Source organism: Bradyrhizobium viridifuturi, assembly GCF_001238275.1.
In the GTDB taxonomy this organism is placed as follows: domain Bacteria; phylum Pseudomonadota; class Alphaproteobacteria; order Rhizobiales; family Xanthobacteraceae; genus Bradyrhizobium; species Bradyrhizobium viridifuturi.
Genome location: NZ_LGTB01000008.1, coordinates 158,920 through 179,287 on the forward strand (window position 1 = coordinate 158,920; position 20,368 = coordinate 179,287).

Consider the following 20,368-nt stretch of genomic DNA (forward strand, 5'->3'; position numbering starts at 1 on the left):
TGTTGCGTCTCAACAGGATGGCCGGCGCCTGCGCGGCATTCCGTGGCCGGAATCACATAGGGAAACCGCCCGCGGTCAGGCGACCGAGACGGCGTCCTCGCGATGCGAGGACAGCAGCCTGCGGATTTCGACATCCGGCACCGGCCGGCTGAACAGGTAGCCCTGCATCTCGGTGCAGCCGAGGATGCGCAGCAGACTGCGCTGCTGCTCCGTCTCGACGCCCTCGGCGGTGGTCGTCATGTCGCTCGCGGCAGCGATGTTCACGACGGCCTGGACAATCGTGGACGACGCGCCGGTCCCGGCGAGATCCTTGATGAAGGCGCGGTCGATCTTGATCTTGTCGAAGGGAAAGCGCTGCAGATAGCTGAGCGACGAATAGCCGGTGCCGAAATCGTCGAGCGCAATGCGCACACCAAGGTCGCGCAGCTGATGCAGGATATCGAGCGCGGCCTCGTCGTCGCGGATCAGCACCGCCTCGGTGATCTCAAGCTCAAGCCGTGCGGGCGCGAGCCCCGACGCCGCCAGCGCTGCGGCGACGTTCAGCGCCAGCGCCTGGCTCTTGAACTGGATCGGCGACACGTTGACCGCGACGTGGATATGATCCGGCCAGTTCACGGCCTCCCGGCACGCGGTGTTGAGCACCCAGTGGCCGAGATCATTGATCAGGCCGGTATCCTCGGCGACCGGAATGAAATCCGCCGGCGAGATCGTGCCGCGTTCGGGATGGCGCCAGCGCAGCAGCGCCTCGCAGCAGCTGACCCTGCCGTCCCCGAGATGAAGCAGCGGTTGATAATGCAGCTCGAAGCTGCCCTCGACGATGGCTTGGCGCAGCTCCAGCTCCAGATTGCGCCGCGCCTTGGCGCGCGCGTCCATGCCGGCCTCGAAGAAGCGGTAGGTGCGGCGGCCATCGCTCTTCGCTCCATAGAGCGCAAGGTCGGCGTTGCGCAGCAATTGATCGAGGTCGGTGCCGTCGGCCGGCGCCACCGCGATGCCGATGCTGGCGTCGGTCGTGATCAGGTGTCCGCTGCAATCGATCGGCTGGCGGATCCTCTGGTAGATCGCGGCGAGCAGCTGCATGGTCTGGGTCTGATCGCGGACCGCGGTCTGGATCACGGCAAATTCGTCGCCGCCGAGCCGTGCCGCGACATCGCTCTCTCCGAGGCAGGAGCGCAGGCGGTCGGCGACCGCCGTCAGCAGTTCATCGCCGATCTGATGGCCGAGCGCGTCGTTGACGGCTTTGAACTCGTCGATATCGATATACATGACCGCGAGCTGGTCATCCGGGCCCATCGTCCTCAGCGCCTGTTCGAGGCGCTGGCGGAACAGCACGCGATTGGGCAGATCGGTGAGCGCATCATAATGCGCCATGTAGGCGATCTTGTTCTCGGTTCGCGTCCGCTCGGTGACATCCTCGATGGTCGCCACCCATCCGCCGTCCGGCAGCGGCTTGTTGACGATCTCGATCGCGCGGCCGCCCGGTGCCTCGGTCAGCTGACGCGTCGCCTTGCCCAGCTTCACATTGCGGATGATGGCATCGCAGAACGCGTCGACGTCGCCGTCGAACGAGCCGGTCTCCTGGCGGTGCGCGATCAGCCGCTGCATGGTGCAGCCCGGCTTCGCCACGTCGGGGGAAAGCCCGAACATCTCGATGTAAGGACCGTTGCAGATGATGATGCGCGCCGACGCGTCGTAGAGCACGAGCCCCTGCGGAATGTTGTTCACCGCGGTCATGAGATTGCGGCGCTCGGTGGCGAGCCGAGCGTCGGAGATTTCGTGCCGCTTCAGCAGCAGGAAGACGATCGTGGCCATGATCGCAAACGCCGCCATCAGCAGGCCTTCGCGCTCGCTCCATTGCGCGGTGACGCTTCCGAGCAGGCTGCCGACGAGCAGGCCGGCGCAGAACGCCAGTCCCTTGGTCGAACCGGCGTCGGCATTCCCTGGCGATGAATTGCGATGTTCGATGCGCACGCTGATCTCTCCCGAGCGCGGCATCGTTACGCAGCACAAATGGAAAGGTCGTTACAACTCGCAGTTAGCAATCGGTTACACGATACCTGGAGCCATCGCGCAACACATCGCGCCGAACCCCCGTAAAGCTACGGAGCCGCCGATGCACTCCTCGAAGATGGTGAATCCGATATTAACAGATAAACCGTGAAACAAACGCTACTGTGCCGGAAAGCGACGATTTCGCCGCCGATGCGCGCGACCGGGCGCAATCTCGCGGCACGATAGAAACAAATCGTCACCGGGAAGGTGTAGATTTAGCCGATGCCGAACCCCGGCGACTTAACGGTTTTTCCAATCCCGGGCGGGCATATTGGTCCGGACATTTAGATTTCGAGAACGAGCCAGGCTGGAACTGTGACACCTTTCGGACGTGTGATCTCTGTGCGCGGCTCGCAGGCCCGGGTGGGGCTGCTGGCAGGCGGCCAGATGCAACTTTCAGAAATGCGCGCGACCGTCGGCCGGTTCGTCAGCATCCGCTGCGCGACATCGGTCATCGTCGCCATGATCACCGAGGTGTCGTGCGAGAATCTGCCGGCGTCCGACGAATACATGGCGACCGCCTCGGTCGACCTGCTCGGCGAAATCCTCGGCGGCGACCGCCCGAAATTCCAGCGCGGCGTCACCCACTATCCGACCATCGGCGACAGCACCGATCTGATCACCAACCAGGAGCTGCGCACGGTTTATGCACCGAGCGGCTCGGACCAGATCAATGTCGGCACGCTGCAACAGGATCGCTCCGTCATCGCCTATGTCGACGTCGAGGAAATGCTGTCCAAGCACTTCGCGGTGCTCGGCTCGACCGGCGTCGGCAAATCCACCGGCGTGTCGCTGCTGCTCAACGAGATCCTGAAGTCGCGGCCGAACCTGCGCATCTTCCTGCTCGACGTCCACAACGAATACGGCCGCTGCTTCGGCGAGCGCGCGCAGGTGCTCAACCCGCGAAACCTGAAGCTGCCATTCTGGCTGTTCAACTTCGAGGAGATCGTCGACGTGCTGTTCGGCGGCCGGCCCGGCGTGCCCGAAGAACTCGACATCCTCGCCGAAGTGATCCCGATGGCGAAGGGCATCTACACCCAGTACCAGAACTCCGACCGGGTCGGTCTGGGACTGAAGCGCATCGACCCGAAGCAGGTCGGCTACACTGTCGACACGCCGGTGCCCTATCGCCTCGTCGACCTGATCTCGCTGATCGACGAGCGCATGGGCAAGCTCGAGAACCGCTCCTCGCGCATCATCTATCACAAGCTGATCTCGCGCATCGACGCAGTGCGCAACGATCCGCGCTACGCCTTCATGTTCGACAATGCCAATGTCGGCGGCGATACCATGGCGGAGGTGATCAGCCACCTGTTCCGCCTGCCCGCCAACGGCAAGCCGATGACCATCATGCAGCTTGCCGGCTTCCCCGCCGAAGTCGTCGATTCCGTGGTGTCGGTCCTGTGCCGCATGGCATTCGATTTCGGGCTGTGGAGCGACGGCGTCTCGCCGATGCTGTTCGTCTGCGAGGAGGCGCACCGCTATGCCTCCGCGGACCGCAACATCGGCTTCGGGCCGACCCGCAAGGCGGTGTCGCGCATCGCCAAGGAAGGCCGCAAATACGGCGTCTATCTCGGCCTGATCACCCAGCGTCCGGCCGAGCTCGACGCCACCATCATCTCCCAGTGCAACACGCTGTTCACGATGCGGCTTGCCAACGACCGCGACCAGGCGTTGCTGCGCTCGGCGGTGTCGGATGCCGCCGCCAATTTGCTGTCGTTCGTGCCCTCGCTCGGCACCCGCGAAGTGCTGGCGTTCGGCGAAGGCGTCGCGCTGCCGACCCGGCTGCGCTTCAAGGAGGTGCCGCCGCACCAGCTGCCGCGCGGCGAGGCCACCATCGCGACGGTGCCGTCGGTCACCGCCGGCCATGACATGCATTTCGTCAGCGCCGTGCTGGAGCGCTGGCGCGGCGCCACCTCGCATCGCGATTCGCCGAGCGGCGATGCCAATTTCAACGCTCCGCCGCCAGCGCGCACCATGCGCCCGCCGAGGCGCCGATGCTGCAGCCGTCACTCGGTCTCGATCCCGATCGCTTCTCGCTGCTGAAGAAGCCGCTGCGCTAGCCGTATTTCGCCAGGATTCGGTCAAGGCGCCGATGCGCCTTCGCCCGACCCGTCATCCTCTATGGTTTCCCGTGACGCCGCATCCATGCGGCATGCCGGAACCATCTCATGACGCAGCCGACCGCAAATCGCTTCCCGACGCCCGCTCTGGACAAGCTCCCCGAGGATATCCGCACCCGCATCCTGGCGGTGCAGGAGAAATCCGGCTTCGTGCCGAACGTCTTCCTCACTTTGGCCTACCGGCCCGACGAGTTTCGCGCCTTCTTTGCCTATCATGACGCGCTGATGGAAAAGGACTCCGGCCTCTCCAAGGCCGAGCGCGAGATGATCGTGGTGGCGACCAGCGCTGCCAACCAGTGCCAATATTGCGTGATCGCCCACGGCGCGATCCTGCGCATCCGCGCCAAGAACCCGGAGATCGCCGACCAGATCGCGATCAACTACCGCAAGGCCGACATCACGCCGCGGCAGCGCGCGATGCTCGATTTCGCCATGAAGGTGAGCCGCGCGGCCGAGGAGGTCGCGGAGGCGGACTTCGCCGCGCTGGCCGCCCACGGCTTCAGCAACGACGACGTCTGGGACATCGCCGCGGTTGCGGCGTTCTTCGCGCTCTCGAACCGGCTCGCCAACATCACCGGCATGCGGCCGAACGCCGAGTTCTACATGCTCGGGCGGCAGCCGAAATAGACGACGGCCTGTAGAGGACATCTTGGCAGACTGGAGCGAGATCATCCTGCGCCTCGGCGCGGCCATGCTTGCCGGCGGCGCGATCGGGCTCGACCGCGACCTCCGCGGCAAGCCGATCGGCCTGAAGACGCTTGGTCTCGTCAGCCTCTCGACGGCCACCGTCGTGCTGCTGGCATTGCAGGCGGTTCAGCCCGGCCAGTTCACCGATGCGGTGAGCCGCGTGATCCAGGGCGTGCTGACCGGCATCGGATTTCTCGGCGCCGGCGTGATCGTGCGTCAGGGCGACCGCTCTCAGGTCCACGGCCTGACCAGCGCCGCATGCGCGTTCTTCGCCGCATGCGTCGGGATCGTCTGCGGCGCTGGGCACTGGCCGATCGTCCTCACCGCCCTTGCGCTGGCATTCCTGCTGCTAACCTTCGGCAGGCGGATCGAGCGATGGCTGCACCACGCGCTCGGCGGCAAGGACTATCCGCACAATTCGGAAGCCGCGCCGCCTCAATCGTCGGATGCCGGCCCGCACCAGCCGGGCAGATAGACCGCTGCCCCGCTGCGACCCAGCGCCAGTCCCTTCTCCAGCGCCTTGGCGAAATTGTTCTCCACCGTCTTGCGCGGGATGTGGCGACGCAGGAAATCGGCCCACAGGAATTCGCTGAACGGCGTCGTGTCCTTGGCGAAGCCGCCGGCCCGGCGCATCTCGCCGGCAAGGCTGCGGAATGGATCGTCCTTGAGATCCTTGATCGATTTCGGAATGTCCCTGAAGTGGCAGCGCTCACCCTTCGAGTTGTAGGGATAGACCCAGCGCTTGTTGTCCATCACGCCCCAGAACACGTCACGCTCGACCATGGTGAGATCGCCGATCACGGTGACCAGGATGTCCTTGACGCCCTCCTCGTGCAGCGCGCGCGCATGTGATGGTGGTCGACCACATAGTAGCGATCGTCGGGACCATGGACCACCGGGATCATGTGCTTGCCCAGAAGCTCGGCGCGCTTCTTGTCCGATCTGTGCTCGCGCCAGCGCTTCCGCTTCTCCTTCACCTCCTGCATTCCGACCGTCATCTGGGTCGGTCGCAGTGACAGGATCGGGACCGGTTTGACGTAAGGCTCGCGCGTATGGGCCATGATTGTACTCCCGTTTGACCGGCACTCCGGAATGGGTTCCATTATGACATGATGTCTCAGGCAGACGAAAGAGCCGGTCCGGCGGAATGGCTTTGAGAGCAAGCGAACGCGTGAAGGCACGCACGGTCCGCCTCGGCAACCGCGAGGTCGTGACCGAGGGGCTGGAGCTCAGTTTCTGGGCGGACATCAGCCACCGTTGCATGACGGCATCGTGGCCCGCCTTTATCGGCGGTGCAGCATTGGTGTTCATCACCTTCAACGCTGTCTTCGCGCTGCTCTACTGGCTCGGCGATCATCCGATCGCCAACGTGCCTGACGGCCAGTACATCGACTACCTGTATTTCAGCATCGAAACACTCTCGACCGCCGGCTACGGCGACATGCACCCGCAGACCCACTACGGGCACTTCATCGCCGCCATCGAGCTCTTCACCGGCATCTTCTCGATGTCGTTGATGACGGGGCTGATCTTCGCCCGCTTCTCGCGGCCGAGCGCGCGGCTGCTGTTCGCCGACAACCCCGTGATCTCGAACCATGAGGGCGAGCTGACGCTGATGATCCGTCTTGCCAACGAGCGGCACAACATCATCGCCAATGCCACCGCACGGCTGTGGCTGTTCAAGAACGGCGTCAGCAAGGAAGGCACGCCATACCGCCGGTTCTACGAACTGCCGCTCGTGCGCAGCGAAAGCCCGGCGCTGGCGCTGAGCTGGACCCTGTTTCATGTGATCGACCAGGACAGCCCGCTCGCCGGCCTCGACGCCGCGGACCTGCAAGCCCTCAATGCCGGTCTCGGCCTCTTCGTGTCGGGCTATGACGACGTTGCAGCGCAAACCTTGCATGCGCGAAAATCTTATGAACATTCCGACGTCCGCTTCGGCCATCGCTATGCCGAGATCCTGCAGGCGACCGACGACGGCCGTCTGCGGATCGACTACAGTCGGTTCCACGAGACCATCGAAGGATAAATACCACCTCTGCGGGTATCAAGATTTTAGGTGTGAAACGCGCCGGACATGCTAAACATGAGCGGCGACGCGACCGGACTGACAACAGTGAAGACGCAGCGGCCAATTTCCTCGGAAGACGAGCACGTGGTGCTCAAATTCCGGCCGCGTACTTCGGCGCAGCCGCCGGGCAAGCGCGAGGACCCGATCCGATCGACCCGCCCGGCTTCCGTCGCTCCCGTTTCCGTCGCCAACGACCTCTCCCGCTATGAGAAGCCGCGCGAGGAGCCGGATGACTTCCGCCAGCGCATGCTCGCCAATATCGCCGCCTTTGCCTTCACGGTGGCGCTGACCGCGATCGGTATCTGGCTCGCCATGAGCATCGCCGATCTGCGCAAGACCCAGGATTGCGTGCTGATGGGCCGCCGGGATTGCGCGAAGATTACGGTGATGCCGCGCACCTAGGCTGGCCGGAACCAGGCTCAAAAACCGTCCTGGCGAGGCCGGCCAAGCTCCATTGAACTAACGGCCCTGCTCCGATATACGGGCACACGACTCCCGGCAGCAGCAATAGGGCATTCCGGGGCAACGCGCCCGCCTCCTCCGAGTTGACCCGGAATTACCTTCAATATATCAAAGGCTTAATGATGTCTTCCACATTCGAGCAGATCGCCAACATTATTGCGGAGACCTGCGACATCCCGCGCGATACGATCAAGCCGGAGAGCCACGCGATCGACGATCTGGGGATCGACAGCCTCGACTTCCTGGACATCGCCTTCGCCATCGACAAGGCCTTCGGGATCAAGATGCCGCTCGAAAAGTGGACCCAGGAGGTCAACGACGGCAAAGCCACGACGGAGCAGTACTTCGTGTTGCAGAATCTCGCCGACCGCATCGACGAGTTGGTTGCGGCCAAGAACGCGGGCGCGGGCTCGGCCTCGTAATCGCCCGCCATGCAGCTTGAAACTTTTCAGCTGATCGATCGGATCGTCGAGCTCAACCTCGACGCAAAGACCATTGTCGTCGAGGCGTACGTTCCGCCGGCGAGCCATTCGGTGTTCGCCGGGCATTTCCCGGGCTATCCGATCATGCCCGGCGTGCTGCTCACCGAAGCGATGGCGCAGAGCTCGGGCTGGCTGATCCTCGGTCTGACCAAGTTCGAGCGCATGCCCTTCCTCGCCATGGTCAAGGAAGCCAAGATGCGCGGCTTCGTCAGCCCCGGCTCGACCCTGACGATCGACGCCAAGATCGAACACGAAGGTTCAGGCTTCACTGTGACCTCGGCGAAGGTCCGTGTCGGCAAGGAGCTCAAATGCAATGCCGAGCTGACCTTCCGTCATATCCCCTTCCCCAACCCGGACTTGCGCGTGCACATGGATGCGATGGCCAACAGGATCGGGTTTCCGCAGCAGGCAATGAGTAATGGCTGAGAAGGAGTCTGGATCACCGGCGTCGGCCTGCTCTCCTCGCTCGGCGAGGGACTGGACGCGCATTGGCAGGCGCTCGGTGAGAAGCGCGTCAATGCCGACGACAAGCGTCTTGCGCCCTACGTGATCCATCCGATCGCCCCCGTCAGCTTCGACGCCCAGATCCCGAAGAAGGGCGATCAGCGCCAGATGGAGACTTGGCAGCGCATCGGCACCTATGCCGCCGGGCTGGCGCTCGATTCCGCCGGCGTCAAAGGCAATCAGGAAATCCTGTCGCGGATGGACATGATCATCGCTGCCGGTGGCGGCGAGCGTGACCTCAATGTCGACCTCGCGATCATGAACGCCGATGCGCAGGGCAAGCTGCCGCCCGCCCTGCTCAACGAGAAGCTGATGAACGAACTGCGCCCGACGCTGTTCCTGGCCCAGCTCTCCAATCTGCTCGCCGGCAATATCGCGATCGTTCATGGCGTGTGCGGGACGTCGCGCACCTTCATGGGCGAGGAAGCCTCGAGCATCGACGCCGCGCGGATCGCGGTCGCGCGCATCGGCGCCGGACAGAGCGACATCGCGCTGGTCGGCGCCGCCCATAATGGCGATCGCGGCGACCTCTTGATGCTGTATTCGTTCGGCGACTTTGCCCTCAAGGATCGATACGCGCCGGTCTGGGCCCGCAGGAATCACCCGGGCTTTGCCATCGGGTCCGCCGGCGCCTTCCTGGTGATGGAATCGCGCGAGCACGCCGAGGCGCGCGGCGCCAAGCCGTATGCCAAGCTGACCAAGGTGGTCGCCGATCTTGCCAAGCGCAAGCAGCCCGGCGCGGTGACGAAGTCGCTGCGGGCGATGTGGCCGCAGCTCGGGGTCAGCAACGACAACGCCGTGCTGATCACGGGCGCGACCGGCGCCGAGCCTGCGACCAGCGAAGAGCGCGAATTCCTCGGGCAACATCCCGGCCTTGCCGTGCGCGCCACCGGGACGACCTTTGGGCACACCATGGAGGCCCAGTTCCCGCTCGGGCTCGCGCTGGCCGCGCTCTCGATTTCCCGCGGCGCACTCTATCCGGCCAACGACCCGACCGGGTTGGAGGTTGAAAAGACCGAAGCGCCAACCCAAATTGTCGTATTGGGGGTCGGCCACTGGCAGGGCGAAGGCATGGCACTGGTCGAGGCCGTCAAGTAATTCTGCGCAAGCACCGACGGGGACACCATGACAGCACCACGCGATAAATTCGGCCGACCGATCGTCGTCGTGACCGGCATGGGAATCGTGACGTCGCTCGGCGGCGGCAAGGCCGACAATTGGAAGCGCCTCACCGCCGGCGAGTCCGGCATCAAGACCGTGACGCGCTTCCCGCTCGACAGCCTGAAGACGACGATGGCCGGCGCCGTCGATTTCGTCACCGTCGACCCGTTCTCCTCGACCAGCCTGTCGCAACGTCTCGCCGAGATCGCGACTGAAGAGGCCCTGGAGCAATCCGGCATCGGCAACAAGGGCGACTTCCCCGGCCCGTTGTTTCTCGCGGTCGCGCCGATCGAAACCGAGTGGCCGCAGCGGCTCGAAATCGCGCGCGAGGTTCCGGCCAAGGACTTTGGCATCATCGATTATCTGGCGACCTGCAGCGGCGGCAAGTTTGCGCACTTCCACCGGCGTTTCACCTTCGGTTCGGTCGCGCTCAACCTCGCCGAGACCTTCGGCACCAAGGGGTCGCCGATCTCGCTCTCGACGGCGTGCGCGTCCGGCGCGACCGCAATCCAGCTCGGCGTCGAGGCGATCCGCCGCGGCGAGACCGATGCAACGCTGTGCGTCGCGACCGACGGTTCGGTCAATCCCGAAGCCATGGTGCGCTTCTCGCTGCTCTCGGCTCTCTCGACCCAGAACGATCCGCCGCAGGGCGCCTCAAAGCCGTTCTCGAAGAACCGCGACGGCTTCGTGATGGCCGAAGGCGCCGGCGCGCTGGTGCTCGAGAGCTACGAGGCCGCGATGGCGCGCGGCGCGCGCATCCTGGGCGTCGTCGCCGGCTGCGGCGAGCTCACCGACTCCTTCCATCGCACCCGCTCGGCCCCCGACGGCAAACCGGCGATCGGCTGCGTGCGCAAGACGCTCGCGGATGCCGGGATGGAGCCGGAGCAGATCGACCACATCAACGCGCACGGCACCTCGACGCCGGAAAACGACAAGATGGAATATCTTGCCACTTCGGCAGTGTTCGGCGAACACACCAAAAACATCCCGGTGTCGTCGAACAAGTCGATGGTCGGCCACACCATCTCGGCCGCCGGCGCAGTCGAGGCGATCTTCTCGCTGCTCACGCTCGAGCATCAGCGGATCCCGCCGACGATCAATTACGAGGTGCCCGATCCCGCGATCCCGTTCGACGTGGTCGGCAACAAGGCGCGCGACGCCAAGGTGACTGCCGTGATGTCGAACTCGTTCGGATTCGGCGGGCAGAACGCCTCGCTGATCCTGACGCGCGAGCCGGCTTAGGCCCGCGCCCTCGCCTCGATGAAACGCCTGATCCTTCGCACCAGGGCGCAGCTGCGCGACGCTGCCAAGCCCGTGACCAATGTCGCCATTGGCGCGTTGACGACCGGGCTGCTGCGTACCACGCGCTATTTCGATCCGGAGAAGACCGCACGATTCTTCGGCCATGCCGCGCATTTCATCGGCCGCCGGCTGCGCGAGGATCGCATCGGCCGCGAGAACCTCAAGGCGGCCTTCCCGGAGAAGTCACCGCAGGAAATCGAGGAGATCCTGACTGGCGTCTGGCACAACCTCGGACGCATCGGCGCCGAATTCGCGCATATCGACCGCATCTGGGACCATGATCCCGGCAATCCCGACAAGCCGGGCCGCGTCGAATTCTCCGCGCGCAGCAAGCAGCTGTTCGACCAATTGCGTGACGACGGCAAGCCGGCGCTGTTCTTCGCCGCGCATCTCGGCAACTGGGAGCTCTCGCCAATTGCCGCCGCCGCGCACGGGCTCGACGCCACCATCCTGTTCCGGCGGCCGAACATCGAGGCCGCCGATCGCGCCATCGAACGCATCCGCGCCGTCAATCTGGGCACGCTGGTCCCGGCCGGCCGCGACGCCCCGCTCAAGCTGGCGCAGGCGCTGAAGAACGGCCAGCACGTCGCGATGCTGGTCGACCAGTATCTGACCAACGGCGTTCCCGTGACCTTCTTCGGCCGCAAGACCACCGCGAACCCGCTGCTGGCGCGCCTGCGCCGGCAGATCGATTGCCCGATCCACGGCACGCGGATCATCCGCCTGCCCGACGGCCGTTTCCGCGGTGAAGTCACCGAGGAAGTGAAGCCGGTGTTCGACGCATCCGGCCAGATCGACATCCAGGGCACGACGCAGGCGATCACCGACATCGTCGAAGGCTGGGTCCGCGAATATCCGGATCAATGGCTCTGGCTGCACCGCCGCTGGCGGTAAGGCTTGTCGTAAATCCAACCGCGTCATCGCGAGCCAACGGGTCGCGCGAACGCGCGCCCGATGACAGGCTCCGCGAAGCAATCCATTCGTCCGTTTGCGAAGCTGCGGATTGCTCCGTCGCTACGCTCCTCGCAATTGACGGATAGACCTATTTCCCCGTCTTCACGCGGGTCCACAGCCGGTTGATGATCCGCTGCGTCGCCGGATCGCGCGCCGTGATCACGAACAGCTTCTTCTGCATCGCCTCGTCGGGATAGATGTTCTTGTCGTTGAAGATCTTCGGATCGATCAGCTTCTGGCTCGCCAGATTGCCGTTGGCGTAGGACAGGAAGTTAGAATTATTCGCCGCGACCTCGGGGCGGTAGAGGTAGTTGATCAGCTCATAGGCCTCGGCGACGTTCTTGGCATCGGCGGGGATCGCGAGATTGTCGAAGAACATCTGCGCACCCTCCTTCGGGATCGTGTAGCCGATCTCGACGCCGGTCTTGGCTTCCGCCGCCCGGCTGCGCGCCTGCATGATGTCGCCAGACCATCCGACCACGAAGCAGATTTCGCCCGAGGCCAGCGCGCTGAGATATTCGGACGAATGAAATTTGCGCACATAAGGCCGGATCTTGATGACGAGATCGGCGGCCTTCTCGAGGTCAGCCTGCTTGGTCGAGTTCGGATCGAGGCCGAGATAGCTCAGTGCCGCCGGCAGGATGTCGTCGGCGGAATCCAGCATGTGGATGCCGCAATCCTTGAACTTGGCGAGGTTTTCCGGCTTGAACACCATGTCCCAGCTGTCGATCTTCGCGTCAGGACCGAGGATCTTCTCCGCCATCTTCACATTGTAGCCGATGCCGGTGGTGCCCCACATGTAGTTGGCGCCGTAATTGTTGCCGGGATCATAGGTCGCGAGCTGCCCCGTCACGACGGGCCAGGCATTGGCAAGATTCGGCAGCTTCGACTTGTCGAGCTTGAGGAACACCTTCGCCGTGATCTGGCGCTGCAGGAAATAGCCGGTCGGCACCACGACGTCGTAGCCCGACTTGCCGGCGAGCAGCCGCGTTTCCAGCGTCTCGTTGGCGTCGAACGTGTCGTAGACGACCTTGATGCCGGTTTCCTTGGTGAAGTCCTCGAGGACTTCCGGCGCCATGTAGTTCGACCAGTTGTAGAAGTTGACCGTGCGCTCCTCCGCACTGGCGGAGGTAGCGAACAACAGAACCGTGGCGATCGCACCGACGAGGCTGACGAGACGACGGTCCTGCTTCTGCATTCTGGTCTACCTCTTGCGACGATGAACGGCGTCGGACAACCGCTCAAGCGCGGTGTCGAGCGTCGAGTCCTTCTTGGCGAAACAGAACCGCACCACCGACGTCACCGTATCCTGCTCGTAAAACGCCGACACAGGAATAGCCGCGACCTTGTAATCCCTTACAATTCGCCAGCAGAACTCCGCATCGGTCTCGTTGAGCCCGAGCGGCGACAGATCGACGGTGAGGAAGTAGGTCCCCTGCGACTTCAGCACCGGAAACCCGATGCGCTCGAGTCCTTTGGTGAGACGATCGCGGCTCCGCGCCATGTCCCTGCGCATGTCGAAGAAGTAGTCGTCCGGCTTGCCGAGGCCGTACGCGACCGCTGCCTGCAGATTGGGCGCCGTCGTGAAGGTGAGGAACTGGTGCACCTTGGCGGCGACGCGCAGCAGCGGCGGCGCGGCGCAGACGAAGCCGATCTTCCATCCCGTCAGCGAGAAGATCTTGCCGGCGCTGCCGACCTTGATGGTGCGGTCGCGCATGCCGGGGATCGTGATCAGCGGGATGTGCTCGCGGCCGTCGAACACGACGTGCTCCCAGACCTCGTCGCAGATCGCGACCACGTCGAATTCCTGACAGAACCGCGCCAGCAGTTCGAGGTCCTCGCGCGGATAGACCACCGCCGCCGGGTTCAGCGGATTGTTGAACAGCACCGCCTTGGTCTTGTGGTTGAAGACGCTGCGCAGCATCTCCTCGTTCAGCCGCCACTCCGGCGGCTCGAGCCGCAACAGGCGTGGAATGCCGCCGGCCTGGCGGATGATCGGCAGGTAGGAATCATAGACCGGCTGGAAGCACACCACCTCGTCGCCCGGCTCGACCAGGGAGAGGATCGAGGAGGTCAGCGCCTCGGTGCCGCCGGAGGTCACCATCACCTCGGTCATCGGATCGAGCTTGAGCCCGTGCCAGTGGCCGTAATGCGATGCGATCGCCTGACGCAGTTCCGGAATGCCCATCATCGACGGGTACTGGTTGTAGCCGTTGATGGACGCGTCCGCGGCGGCACGGCGGATGTCCTCCGGTCCGGGATCGTCGGGAAAGCCCTGGCCGAGATTGATGGCGTTGTTGTCGCGCGCAGCCTGCGACATCGCCTCGAAGATCGTGACGGGAAGGTCTGCGAAGACCTTGTTCATGGAGGTCATGTCAGGGATCAGCCGCCCGCCTTGGTCGGCAGTCCCGCCGCCTTCCAGCCGATCATGCCGCCCGCCAGATGCTTGTCATAGGGCAGGCCCGCGGCCTGGGCGGCCAGCGAGGCGGTCACCGAGCGCTTGCCGGAGCGGCAGGCGAACACCACCTGCTTGCCTTGCGGATCGGGAATCGCTGCTGGATCGAACGTCGACAGCGGCACCACGACGCCGTCGGGATAGGCCTCGACGGCAACCTCATTGGGCTCGCGGACGTCGACCAGGAGATAGCGGCCTTCCGCTATGCCCTTCGACACCTCGTCCGGAAACAAATCTTCCACCTTGTGGTCCGCCACGGAAATATCCTCCCGACTGTCCGATTGGCGAGCGTCGCGCGGCTCGCCGGTCCGGGCCGCAAACTCGCCCCTTGCGTCGAGAAAATCAAGCGCCCGAAACGGGTTAGATGTCGCGCGGAAATGCCGGGTCGTGGCCCCTAGATCGTGACTTGCGTACCGACCTCGACCACCCGCCCGGTCGGGATCTGGAAATAGTCGGTGGCATCGTTCGAGGAGCGGCTCAGCGCGATGAACAGATGGTCCTGCCAGCTCGGCATGCCCGAATGCGCCGCCGGCTTCAGCGCGCGGCGGGACAGGAAGAACGAGGTCGACATGATGTCGAACTGCCAGCCGAGCTTGCGGGCGATGGCCAGCGTCTTCGGCACGTTGGGCTGCTCCATGAAGCCGAATTTCAGCGTCACCTTGGAGAAGGTCTCGGTCAGCTGCTCCATCCGCACCCGCTCGGACGGATCGATGCGCGGCGTCGGCGCGGTCTCGATGGTGAGGATGACGTTCTTCTCGTGCAGCACCTTGTAGTGCTTGAGGCTGTGCATCAGCGCGGTCGGCGCGCTGACGGGATCGCTGGTCAGGAACACGGCGGTGCCGGACACGCGCTGCGGCGGCCGCTTCTCCAGCATCGCGACGAGATCGGCGAGCGGGAATTCCAGCTTGCGCGACTTCTCGAACAGCAGCCGGCTGCCGCGCCGCCAGGTGTACATCACCACGATCATGGCCCCGCCGAGCGCCAGCGGCACCCAGCCGCCCTCGAACACCTTGAGCAGGTTGGCGGCCAGGAACGTGATGTCGAGGAACAGGAATGGCGCGACCAGCGCGGCGGCGGCGATCGGCGACCATCTCCAGACCCGCCAGATCACCACAAAGCCCATCATTGCCGTCACCACCATGGTGCCGGTCACCGAGATGCCGTAGGCCGACGCCAGCGCGCTCGACGAGCGGAACATCAGCACCAGCACGATCACCGCGATGAACAGGAAACGGTTGATGCGCGGCATGTAGATCTGGCCGGAATGGGCTTCCGAGGTGTGGCGGATCTCGAACCGCGGCAGCAGGCCGAGCTGGATCGCCTGCCGCGTCAGCGAATAGGCGCCTGTGATGACCGCCTGGCTCGCGATCACGGTCGCCAGGGTCGCAAGCGCGACCATCGGGATCAGCGCCCAGTCCGGGAACATCAGGAAGAACGGGTTCTCGATGCCCTTGGGGTCGCCGATCAGGAGCGCCCCCTGCCCGAGATAGTTCAGCGCCAGCGACGGCAGCACGATGAACAGCCACGCGGTCTGGATCGGGCGTTTGCCGAAATGGCCGAGGTCGGCATAGAGCGCCTCCGCGCCGGTCACGGCGAGGAACACGGCACCGAGCGTGATGAAGCCGATCACGCCATGATGCAGCATGAACGACACCGCAAGGATCGGATTGAGCGCGTACAGCACCTCGGGATGCCGCACGATCTGCGGCAGCGCCGCGATCGCGATCACGGCGAACCACACGCACATCACCGGTCCGAAGAAGGCGGCGACGCGCGCGGTGCCGCGCGACTGCACCGCGAACAGCACGACTAGGATCACCACCGTGAGCGGGACGACATAGGGATCGAATGTCGAGGTGACGAGCTTGATGCCCTCGATCGCGGACAGCACCGAAAGCGCCGGCGTGATCACGGCATCGCCATAGAACAGCGCGCCGCTGATGATGCCGAGCAGCACGATGCGCCGGCGCCCTTGGTGGCCACGCGCTGCGCCAGCGCCATCAGCGCCAGCGTACCGCCCTCGCCGTTGTTGTCGGCGCGGAGCAGGATCACGACGTATTTCAGCGTGACGACGACGATCAGCGCCCACAGGATCAGCGACACCACGCCGAGCACCGCATGCGTCGTCACACCGCCCTCGCCGCCGGCCGCCGCCACGACGGCTTCACGCAGCGCGTACAGCGGGCTGGTGCCGATGTCGCCATAGACGACACCGATGCTGCCGAGCATCAGCGCCTTGAAGGTGGCGGTTGAATGCGCCTCGCCATGGCCATTTGCCGCGGGCGTTTCCGCCGCGGTGATCGCACTCTCGGATGACATGGGAAGTCGCGCCTCTGTCTTCTGCCGCACTGCACAATGCCGGTTGCAGGCCTATACTCCCGGCAGGAATGCATAGGTTAGCACGGATTCAGGCCTCCACCATGCGTATCACGCATAGATCACGCTTTTCAACGCCGGAATCGCTGTTGGCTCAAATAGTTACCTGGGTACCCACTTCAACCACCCGGCCGGTCGGGATCTGGAAATAGTCGGTGGCATCGTTGGCGGACCGGCTCATCGCGATGAACAGGTGGTCCTGCCACTGCGGCATCCCGGACTGGGCCGACGGCTTCAGCGAACGGCGCGACACGAAGAACGAGGTCGACATGATGTCGAACTGCCAGCCGAGCTTGCGCGCAACCGCCAGCGCCTTCGGCACGTTCGGCGACTCCATGTAGCCGAAGCGCAGCCGCACCGCGGTGAACTTGTCGCTGACCTTCTCCATGTTGACGCGCTCGGAAATGTCGACGCGCGGCGTCGGTGCGGTCTCGATGGTCAGGATTACATTGTGCTCGTGCAGCACCTTGTTGTGCTTGAGATTGTGCAGCAGCGCGGTCGGCACGAAGCTCGGGTCGCTGGTCAGGAACACCGCGGTGCCCTTGACGATGTGCGGCGGCCGCTTCTCCAGACTGTGGATCAGGTCGCGCAGCGGCACCTCGATGCGGCGGGTCTTGGCGACCAGAATCGCAGCGCCCCGGCGCCAGGTCCAGATCATCGTCGCCATCACGACGCCGAACAGCAGCGGCACCCAGGCGCCCTCGAACAGCTTCAGCAGGTTGGCGCTGAAGAAGGTCATGTCGACGATCACGAACGGCAGGATCAATGCGGCCGCCGACGCCACGCGCCAGTTCCACAGCTTCCAGATCACGATGAAGCCCATGATACCGTCGGCGACCATCGTGGTGGAGACCGCGATGCCGTAGGCCGAGGCGAGCCCGCTCGAGGTGCGGAACAGCAGCACCAGCAGCAGCACGCCGATCAGCAGCAGCCGGTTGACGCGCGGCAGATAGATCTGCCCGGCATGGGTCTCCGAGGTGTAGCGGACCTCGAAGCGCGGCAACAGCCCGAGCTGCACCGCCTGGCTGATCAGCGAATAGGCGCCGGTGATGACCGCCTGGCTCGCGATCACGGTTGCCGCAGTGGCGAGCCCGACCAGCGGCAGCAGCAGCACGTCCGGCACCATGCGATAGAACGAGTTCTCGATCGCGGCGGGATCGGACAGCACCAGCGCGCCCTGCCCGAAATAGTTCAGCAGCAGCGATGGCAGCACGAAGAACAGCCAGCCGGACTGGATCGGCTTGCGGCCGAAATGCCCGAGATCGGCGTACAGCGCCTCGCCGCCGGTCACCGCGAGGAACACCGCGCCCAATGTCACCAGGCCGACAGTGCCGTGGGTCAGCATGAACTGGAGCGCATAATAGGGATTGATCGCCGCCAGCACCGACGGATCGTCCATGATGTGGACGAGGCCCATCACCGCGAGCGAGGCGAACCACACCACCATGACCGGCCCGAACGCGGAAGCGACGCGCGCGGTCCCGTTGCGCTGCACCGCGAACAGCACGACCAGGATAAGGATCGTCAGCGGCACCACATAGTGCTCGAGATGCGGCGTGGCGAGCTTGAGGCCCTCGACCGCCGACAGCACCGAGATCGCCGGCGTGATCATGGAATCGCCGATGAACATCGAGGCGCCGACCACGCCGAGCGCGAGGAGCGGCCAACTGCGCCGGCCGATTGCGCGCTGGCCGAGCGCCATCAGCGAGAGTGTGCCGCCCTCGCCATTGTTGTCGGCGCGCAGCAGCAGCAGCACATATTTTGCGGTGACGACGGTGAACAGCGCCCACAGGATCAGGCTGAGCACGCCGAGCACCATGATGCGGGTGACCGGCTGGCCGTGCGCGGCGCCGCCGACCGCCTCGCGGAATGCGTAGAGCGGCGAGGTTCCGATATCGCCGAACACCACCCCGATGCTGCCCAGCGTCAGGGCCCAGAAGCCGGAGGTGACCTTACCCTCCTGGGCTTCGGTTGATGAAACGCTGACGGCCATGGCGAGGTTGGAACGCCCGATCGGTTGATTTGATGCGCGCGGCTATCGACGCTTCCGCTCCGGCTGTCAACCGAGCACAAGGTCACCCTTGCGGTAGCATGGTAACCCGGAGTTACGGCTTTAGATCCGGTGGCAACGGGGGATTTTCCCGCATCAACGTGATCGTCACGCGACGGTTCGCCGGCAGCGTCGGATCGTCGGGAAACAGCGGCTGGCCGTCTGCCTTGCCGGAAACCGCGAAAATGTGCGACGGCGGCAGGCCTTCCCGCTCCAGGATCTGCCGCACCGCGTTGGCGCGGTCGGCGGACAGGTCGAAGGCGTCATAATCGCTGCGCGCCGGCACGAAGCCTGCGGCTGTATGCCCCACGATCGAGATCCGCAGCGGCGTCGCCTTCAAGGGCGCGGCGAGCTTCTGGATCAGCCGGCGGGTGCGCTCATACGGCTCCCTGGAACCGTCGGCGAACATCGAGCGGCCGTCCTGGTCGACGATCTCGAGGTTGAGCCCCTCCTTGGTCTCCTCGAACATGATGTTCTTGGAGATTTCGGTGAGCTCCGGCATGTCCTGCAGGGCCTGCCGGAGCGAAGCGGAGGCGAGTGCGAATTCGCGGTCGATCTTCAGCCGCGCGCCGTTGATCTGGCTGCGCTCCTTCTCGTCCGGCGTCGGGTTGGCCGAGGACTCCTCCGGCGAGATGTGCTCGACATTCTTCAGCTTCGGCCGGGTCGGCAGTCCGTCGGACTCGACGATCCCTGAATAGCGCACATTGGTCTGCACGCCGAAGGCGTCGCGCATCGAACCGGCGACGATCTTCAGCTTGTTGTTGTCCATGGTCGAGAACGCTACGAGCATCACGAAGAAGCTCATCATCAGGCCCATCAGGTCGGCGAAGGTCACGAACCAGCCGTGACCTCCGGTATGGGCGTCGCCGCGCTTTTTCTTGGCCATTGTCGCGTTTCCCGAAAGCGCCGGCCGGTCAGGCCGGCACCGGCTCGCCTTCCTCGTGGCGATGCTTCTCCGGCAGATAGGCCAGCAGCATCTCGCGCACCAGCGCCGGGCTCTTGGAATCGCGGATCATCAGGATCCCGTCGATGATCAGCGTACGGTTGGTCTCCTCGTCGAGCAGCTTGCCGTGCAGCTTGTCCGCGATCGGCAGGCAGAACAGGTTGGCGACCAGCGCGCCGTACAGCGTCGCGAGCAGCGCGGTCGCCATGAACGGGCCGAGCTTGGAAGGGTCGGTCATGTTGGCGAACATCTGCACCATGCCGATCAGCGTGCCGATCATGCCGAAGGCCGGCGCGCAGTCGCCGATCGCGCGATAGATCTTGCTGCCCTCGTCGAGGTGCATCAGGAAATTGTCGCGGTCGCGCTCCATGTTGTCGCGGATGAATTCGAGGTCGTAGCCGTCGGCGACGTAGCGGATGCCCTTGGCGAGGAACGGCTCGTCGGTCTCGACCTTTTCCAGGCCGACCGGGCCCTGCTTGCGGGCGATCTCGGCGATGCGGGCGAGCTCCTCGACGAGGTCGCGCGCCGACAGCCGGCTCATCGTGAAGGCGAACTTGGCGCCGAGCGGCAGGCCATGCAGCATCACGCCGAGCGGAAAACGGATCATCGTCGCTGCAATCGAACCGCCGAAGATGATGATCATGGCGTGTTCGGAAATGAACATGTGCAGGTCGCCGCCCATGAACATCATCACCGCGATGACGATGATGCCGGCCAGCAGCCCGGCGCCTGTCATGATATCCATGAAA

The 20,368-nt window shown here is 64.5% G+C and carries 16 protein-coding genes and 4 pseudogenes; 11 read left to right on the top strand and 9 right to left on the bottom strand.

What is annotated here, in order from left to right; genetic code table 11:
* Nucleotides 1–75: 75 nt before the first annotated feature.
* Nucleotides 76–1,851, bottom strand: a pseudogene (locus ALC15_RS09665) (putative bifunctional diguanylate cyclase/phosphodiesterase); the annotation flags it as partial.
* A 109-nt stretch (nt 1,852–1,960) separates the two neighbouring features.
* Between ALC15_RS09665 and ALC15_RS44545 the strand changes: the two are divergent.
* The 4 genes and pseudogenes from ALC15_RS44545 (at nt 1,961) to ALC15_RS09680 (ending at nt 5,334) form a co-directional block, all read left to right on the top strand.
* Nucleotides 1,961–2,158, top strand: coding sequence for a hypothetical protein (locus tag ALC15_RS44545; RefSeq protein WP_162240480.1), 198 nt, complete (start codon nt 1,961–1,963; stop codon nt 2,156–2,158).
* Nucleotides 2,159–2,364: 206 nt separating this feature from the next.
* Nucleotides 2,365–4,112 (top strand): annotated as a pseudogene (locus tag ALC15_RS09670) (ATP-binding protein).
* A gap of 108 nt (nt 4,113–4,220) precedes the next feature.
* Nucleotides 4,221–4,799 carry a peroxidase-related enzyme gene (locus ALC15_RS09675; protein ID WP_050627035.1) on the top strand — a complete coding sequence of 193 codons (579 nt, stop codon included), beginning with the start codon at nt 4,221–4,223 and terminating at the stop codon, nt 4,797–4,799.
* Nucleotides 4,800–4,821: 22 nt separating this feature from the next.
* Complete coding sequence (locus ALC15_RS09680; protein ID WP_050627036.1) at nt 4,822–5,334, top strand: MgtC/SapB family protein; 513 nt, start codon at nt 4,822–4,824, stop codon at nt 5,332–5,334.
* Here ALC15_RS09680 and ALC15_RS09685 read toward each other — a convergent pair.
* Nucleotides 5,295–5,920: pseudogene (locus tag ALC15_RS09685) on the bottom strand (ParB-like protein). The gene ALC15_RS09680 and the pseudogene ALC15_RS09685 sit on opposite strands and share 40 nt — an antisense overlap.
* 110 nt (nt 5,921–6,030) lie before the next feature.
* Between ALC15_RS09685 and ALC15_RS09690 the strand changes: the two are divergent.
* The 7 genes from ALC15_RS09690 (at nt 6,031) to ALC15_RS09720 (ending at nt 11,735) form a co-directional block, all read left to right on the top strand.
* Nucleotides 6,031–6,888: an ion channel gene (locus tag ALC15_RS09690; RefSeq protein ID WP_244486008.1), complete on the top strand. Its 858-nt coding sequence runs from the start codon at nt 6,031–6,033 to the stop codon at nt 6,886–6,888.
* Nucleotides 6,889–6,975: 87 nt separating this feature from the next.
* Nucleotides 6,976–7,332, top strand: a complete 357-nt coding sequence (locus tag ALC15_RS09695) for a hypothetical protein (RefSeq protein ID WP_050627087.1) — start codon at nt 6,976–6,978, stop codon at nt 7,330–7,332.
* Between the two features lie 182 nt (nt 7,333–7,514).
* Nucleotides 7,515–7,814, top strand: coding sequence for an acyl carrier protein (locus ALC15_RS09700; protein WP_050419055.1), 300 nt, complete (start codon nt 7,515–7,517; stop codon nt 7,812–7,814).
* Between the two features lie 9 nt (nt 7,815–7,823).
* Entirely contained in the window at nt 7,824–8,300 is a 477-nt protein-coding gene (locus tag ALC15_RS09705) for a 3-hydroxyacyl-ACP dehydratase FabZ family protein (protein ID WP_050627038.1), read from the top strand.
* A 12-nt stretch (nt 8,301–8,312) separates the two neighbouring features.
* Nucleotides 8,313–9,476 carry a beta-ketoacyl-ACP synthase gene (locus ALC15_RS09710; RefSeq protein WP_050627039.1) on the top strand — a complete coding sequence of 388 codons (1,164 nt, stop codon included), beginning with the start codon at nt 8,313–8,315 and terminating at the stop codon, nt 9,474–9,476.
* Nucleotides 9,477–9,503: 27 nt separating this feature from the next.
* Nucleotides 9,504–10,781: a beta-ketoacyl-ACP synthase gene (locus tag ALC15_RS09715; protein ID WP_050627040.1), complete on the top strand. Its 1,278-nt coding sequence runs from the start codon at nt 9,504–9,506 to the stop codon at nt 10,779–10,781.
* Nucleotides 10,782–10,799: 18 nt separating this feature from the next.
* A complete protein-coding gene (locus tag ALC15_RS09720) occupies nt 10,800–11,735 on the top strand; it encodes a lipid A biosynthesis lauroyl acyltransferase (protein ID WP_050627041.1) in 936 nt (311 codons plus the stop codon).
* A 148-nt stretch (nt 11,736–11,883) separates the two neighbouring features.
* Here the strand turns inward: ALC15_RS09720 and ALC15_RS09725 are convergent, their stop codons facing one another.
* The 7 genes and pseudogenes from ALC15_RS09725 to ALC15_RS09755 form a co-directional block, all read right to left on the bottom strand.
* Nucleotides 11,884–12,993: a polyamine ABC transporter substrate-binding protein gene (locus ALC15_RS09725; RefSeq protein ID WP_050627042.1), complete on the bottom strand. Its 1,110-nt coding sequence runs from the start codon at nt 12,991–12,993 to the stop codon at nt 11,884–11,886.
* Between the two features lie 6 nt (nt 12,994–12,999).
* Nucleotides 13,000–14,169 (bottom strand): aminotransferase, encoded by a 1,170-nt coding sequence (locus ALC15_RS09730; RefSeq protein WP_050627043.1) that lies wholly within the window; start codon nt 14,167–14,169, stop codon nt 13,000–13,002.
* Nucleotides 14,170–14,177: 8 nt separating this feature from the next.
* Nucleotides 14,178–14,507, bottom strand: a complete 330-nt coding sequence (locus tag ALC15_RS09735) for a rhodanese-like domain-containing protein (protein ID WP_050627044.1) — start codon at nt 14,505–14,507, stop codon at nt 14,178–14,180.
* A gap of 137 nt (nt 14,508–14,644) precedes the next feature.
* Nucleotides 14,645–16,569: pseudogene (locus ALC15_RS09740) on the bottom strand (potassium transporter Kup).
* Nucleotides 16,570–16,720: 151 nt separating this feature from the next.
* Nucleotides 16,721–18,619, bottom strand: a complete 1,899-nt coding sequence (locus ALC15_RS09745; protein WP_050627045.1) for a potassium transporter Kup — start codon at nt 18,617–18,619, stop codon at nt 16,721–16,723.
* A 112-nt stretch (nt 18,620–18,731) separates the two neighbouring features.
* Nucleotides 18,732–19,562, bottom strand: a complete 831-nt coding sequence (locus ALC15_RS09750) for an OmpA/MotB family protein (protein ID WP_050627046.1) — start codon at nt 19,560–19,562, stop codon at nt 18,732–18,734.
* 28 nt (nt 19,563–19,590) lie between these two features.
* Nucleotides 19,591–20,364: a motility protein A gene (locus tag ALC15_RS09755; RefSeq protein ID WP_050418782.1), complete on the bottom strand. Its 774-nt coding sequence runs from the start codon at nt 20,362–20,364 to the stop codon at nt 19,591–19,593.
* Between the last annotated feature and the right edge of the window lie 4 nt (nt 20,365–20,368).

Excerpts from the sequence above, each read along its gene's own strand:
- ALC15_RS09720 (WP_050627041.1), top strand. The coding sequence starts at position 10,800 with ATGAAACGCCTGATCCTTCGCACCAGGGCGCAGCTGCGCGACGCTGCC.
- ALC15_RS09700 (WP_050419055.1), top strand. The coding sequence starts at position 7,515 with ATGTCTTCCACATTCGAGCAGATCGCCAACATTATTGCGGAGACCTGC.
- ALC15_RS44545 (WP_162240480.1), top strand. The coding sequence starts at position 1,961 with ATGCGCACGCTGATCTCTCCCGAGCGCGGCATCGTTACGCAGCACAAA.
- ALC15_RS09715 (WP_050627040.1), top strand. The coding sequence starts at position 9,504 with ATGACAGCACCACGCGATAAATTCGGCCGACCGATCGTCGTCGTGACC.
- ALC15_RS09675 (WP_050627035.1), top strand. The coding sequence starts at position 4,221 with ATGACGCAGCCGACCGCAAATCGCTTCCCGACGCCCGCTCTGGACAAG.
- ALC15_RS09750 (WP_050627046.1), bottom strand. The coding sequence starts at position 19,562 with ATGGCCAAGAAAAAGCGCGGCGACGCCCATACCGGAGGTCACGGCTGG.
- ALC15_RS09725 (WP_050627042.1), bottom strand. The coding sequence starts at position 12,993 with ATGCAGAAGCAGGACCGTCGTCTCGTCAGCCTCGTCGGTGCGATCGCC.
- ALC15_RS09705 (WP_050627038.1), top strand. The coding sequence starts at position 7,824 with ATGCAGCTTGAAACTTTTCAGCTGATCGATCGGATCGTCGAGCTCAAC.
- ALC15_RS09745 (WP_050627045.1), bottom strand. The coding sequence starts at position 18,619 with ATGGCCGTCAGCGTTTCATCAACCGAAGCCCAGGAGGGTAAGGTCACC.
- ALC15_RS09755 (WP_050418782.1), bottom strand. The coding sequence starts at position 20,364 with ATGGATATCATGACAGGCGCCGGGCTGCTGGCCGGCATCATCGTCATC.
- ALC15_RS09730 (WP_050627043.1), bottom strand. The coding sequence starts at position 14,169 with ATGACCTCCATGAACAAGGTCTTCGCAGACCTTCCCGTCACGATCTTC.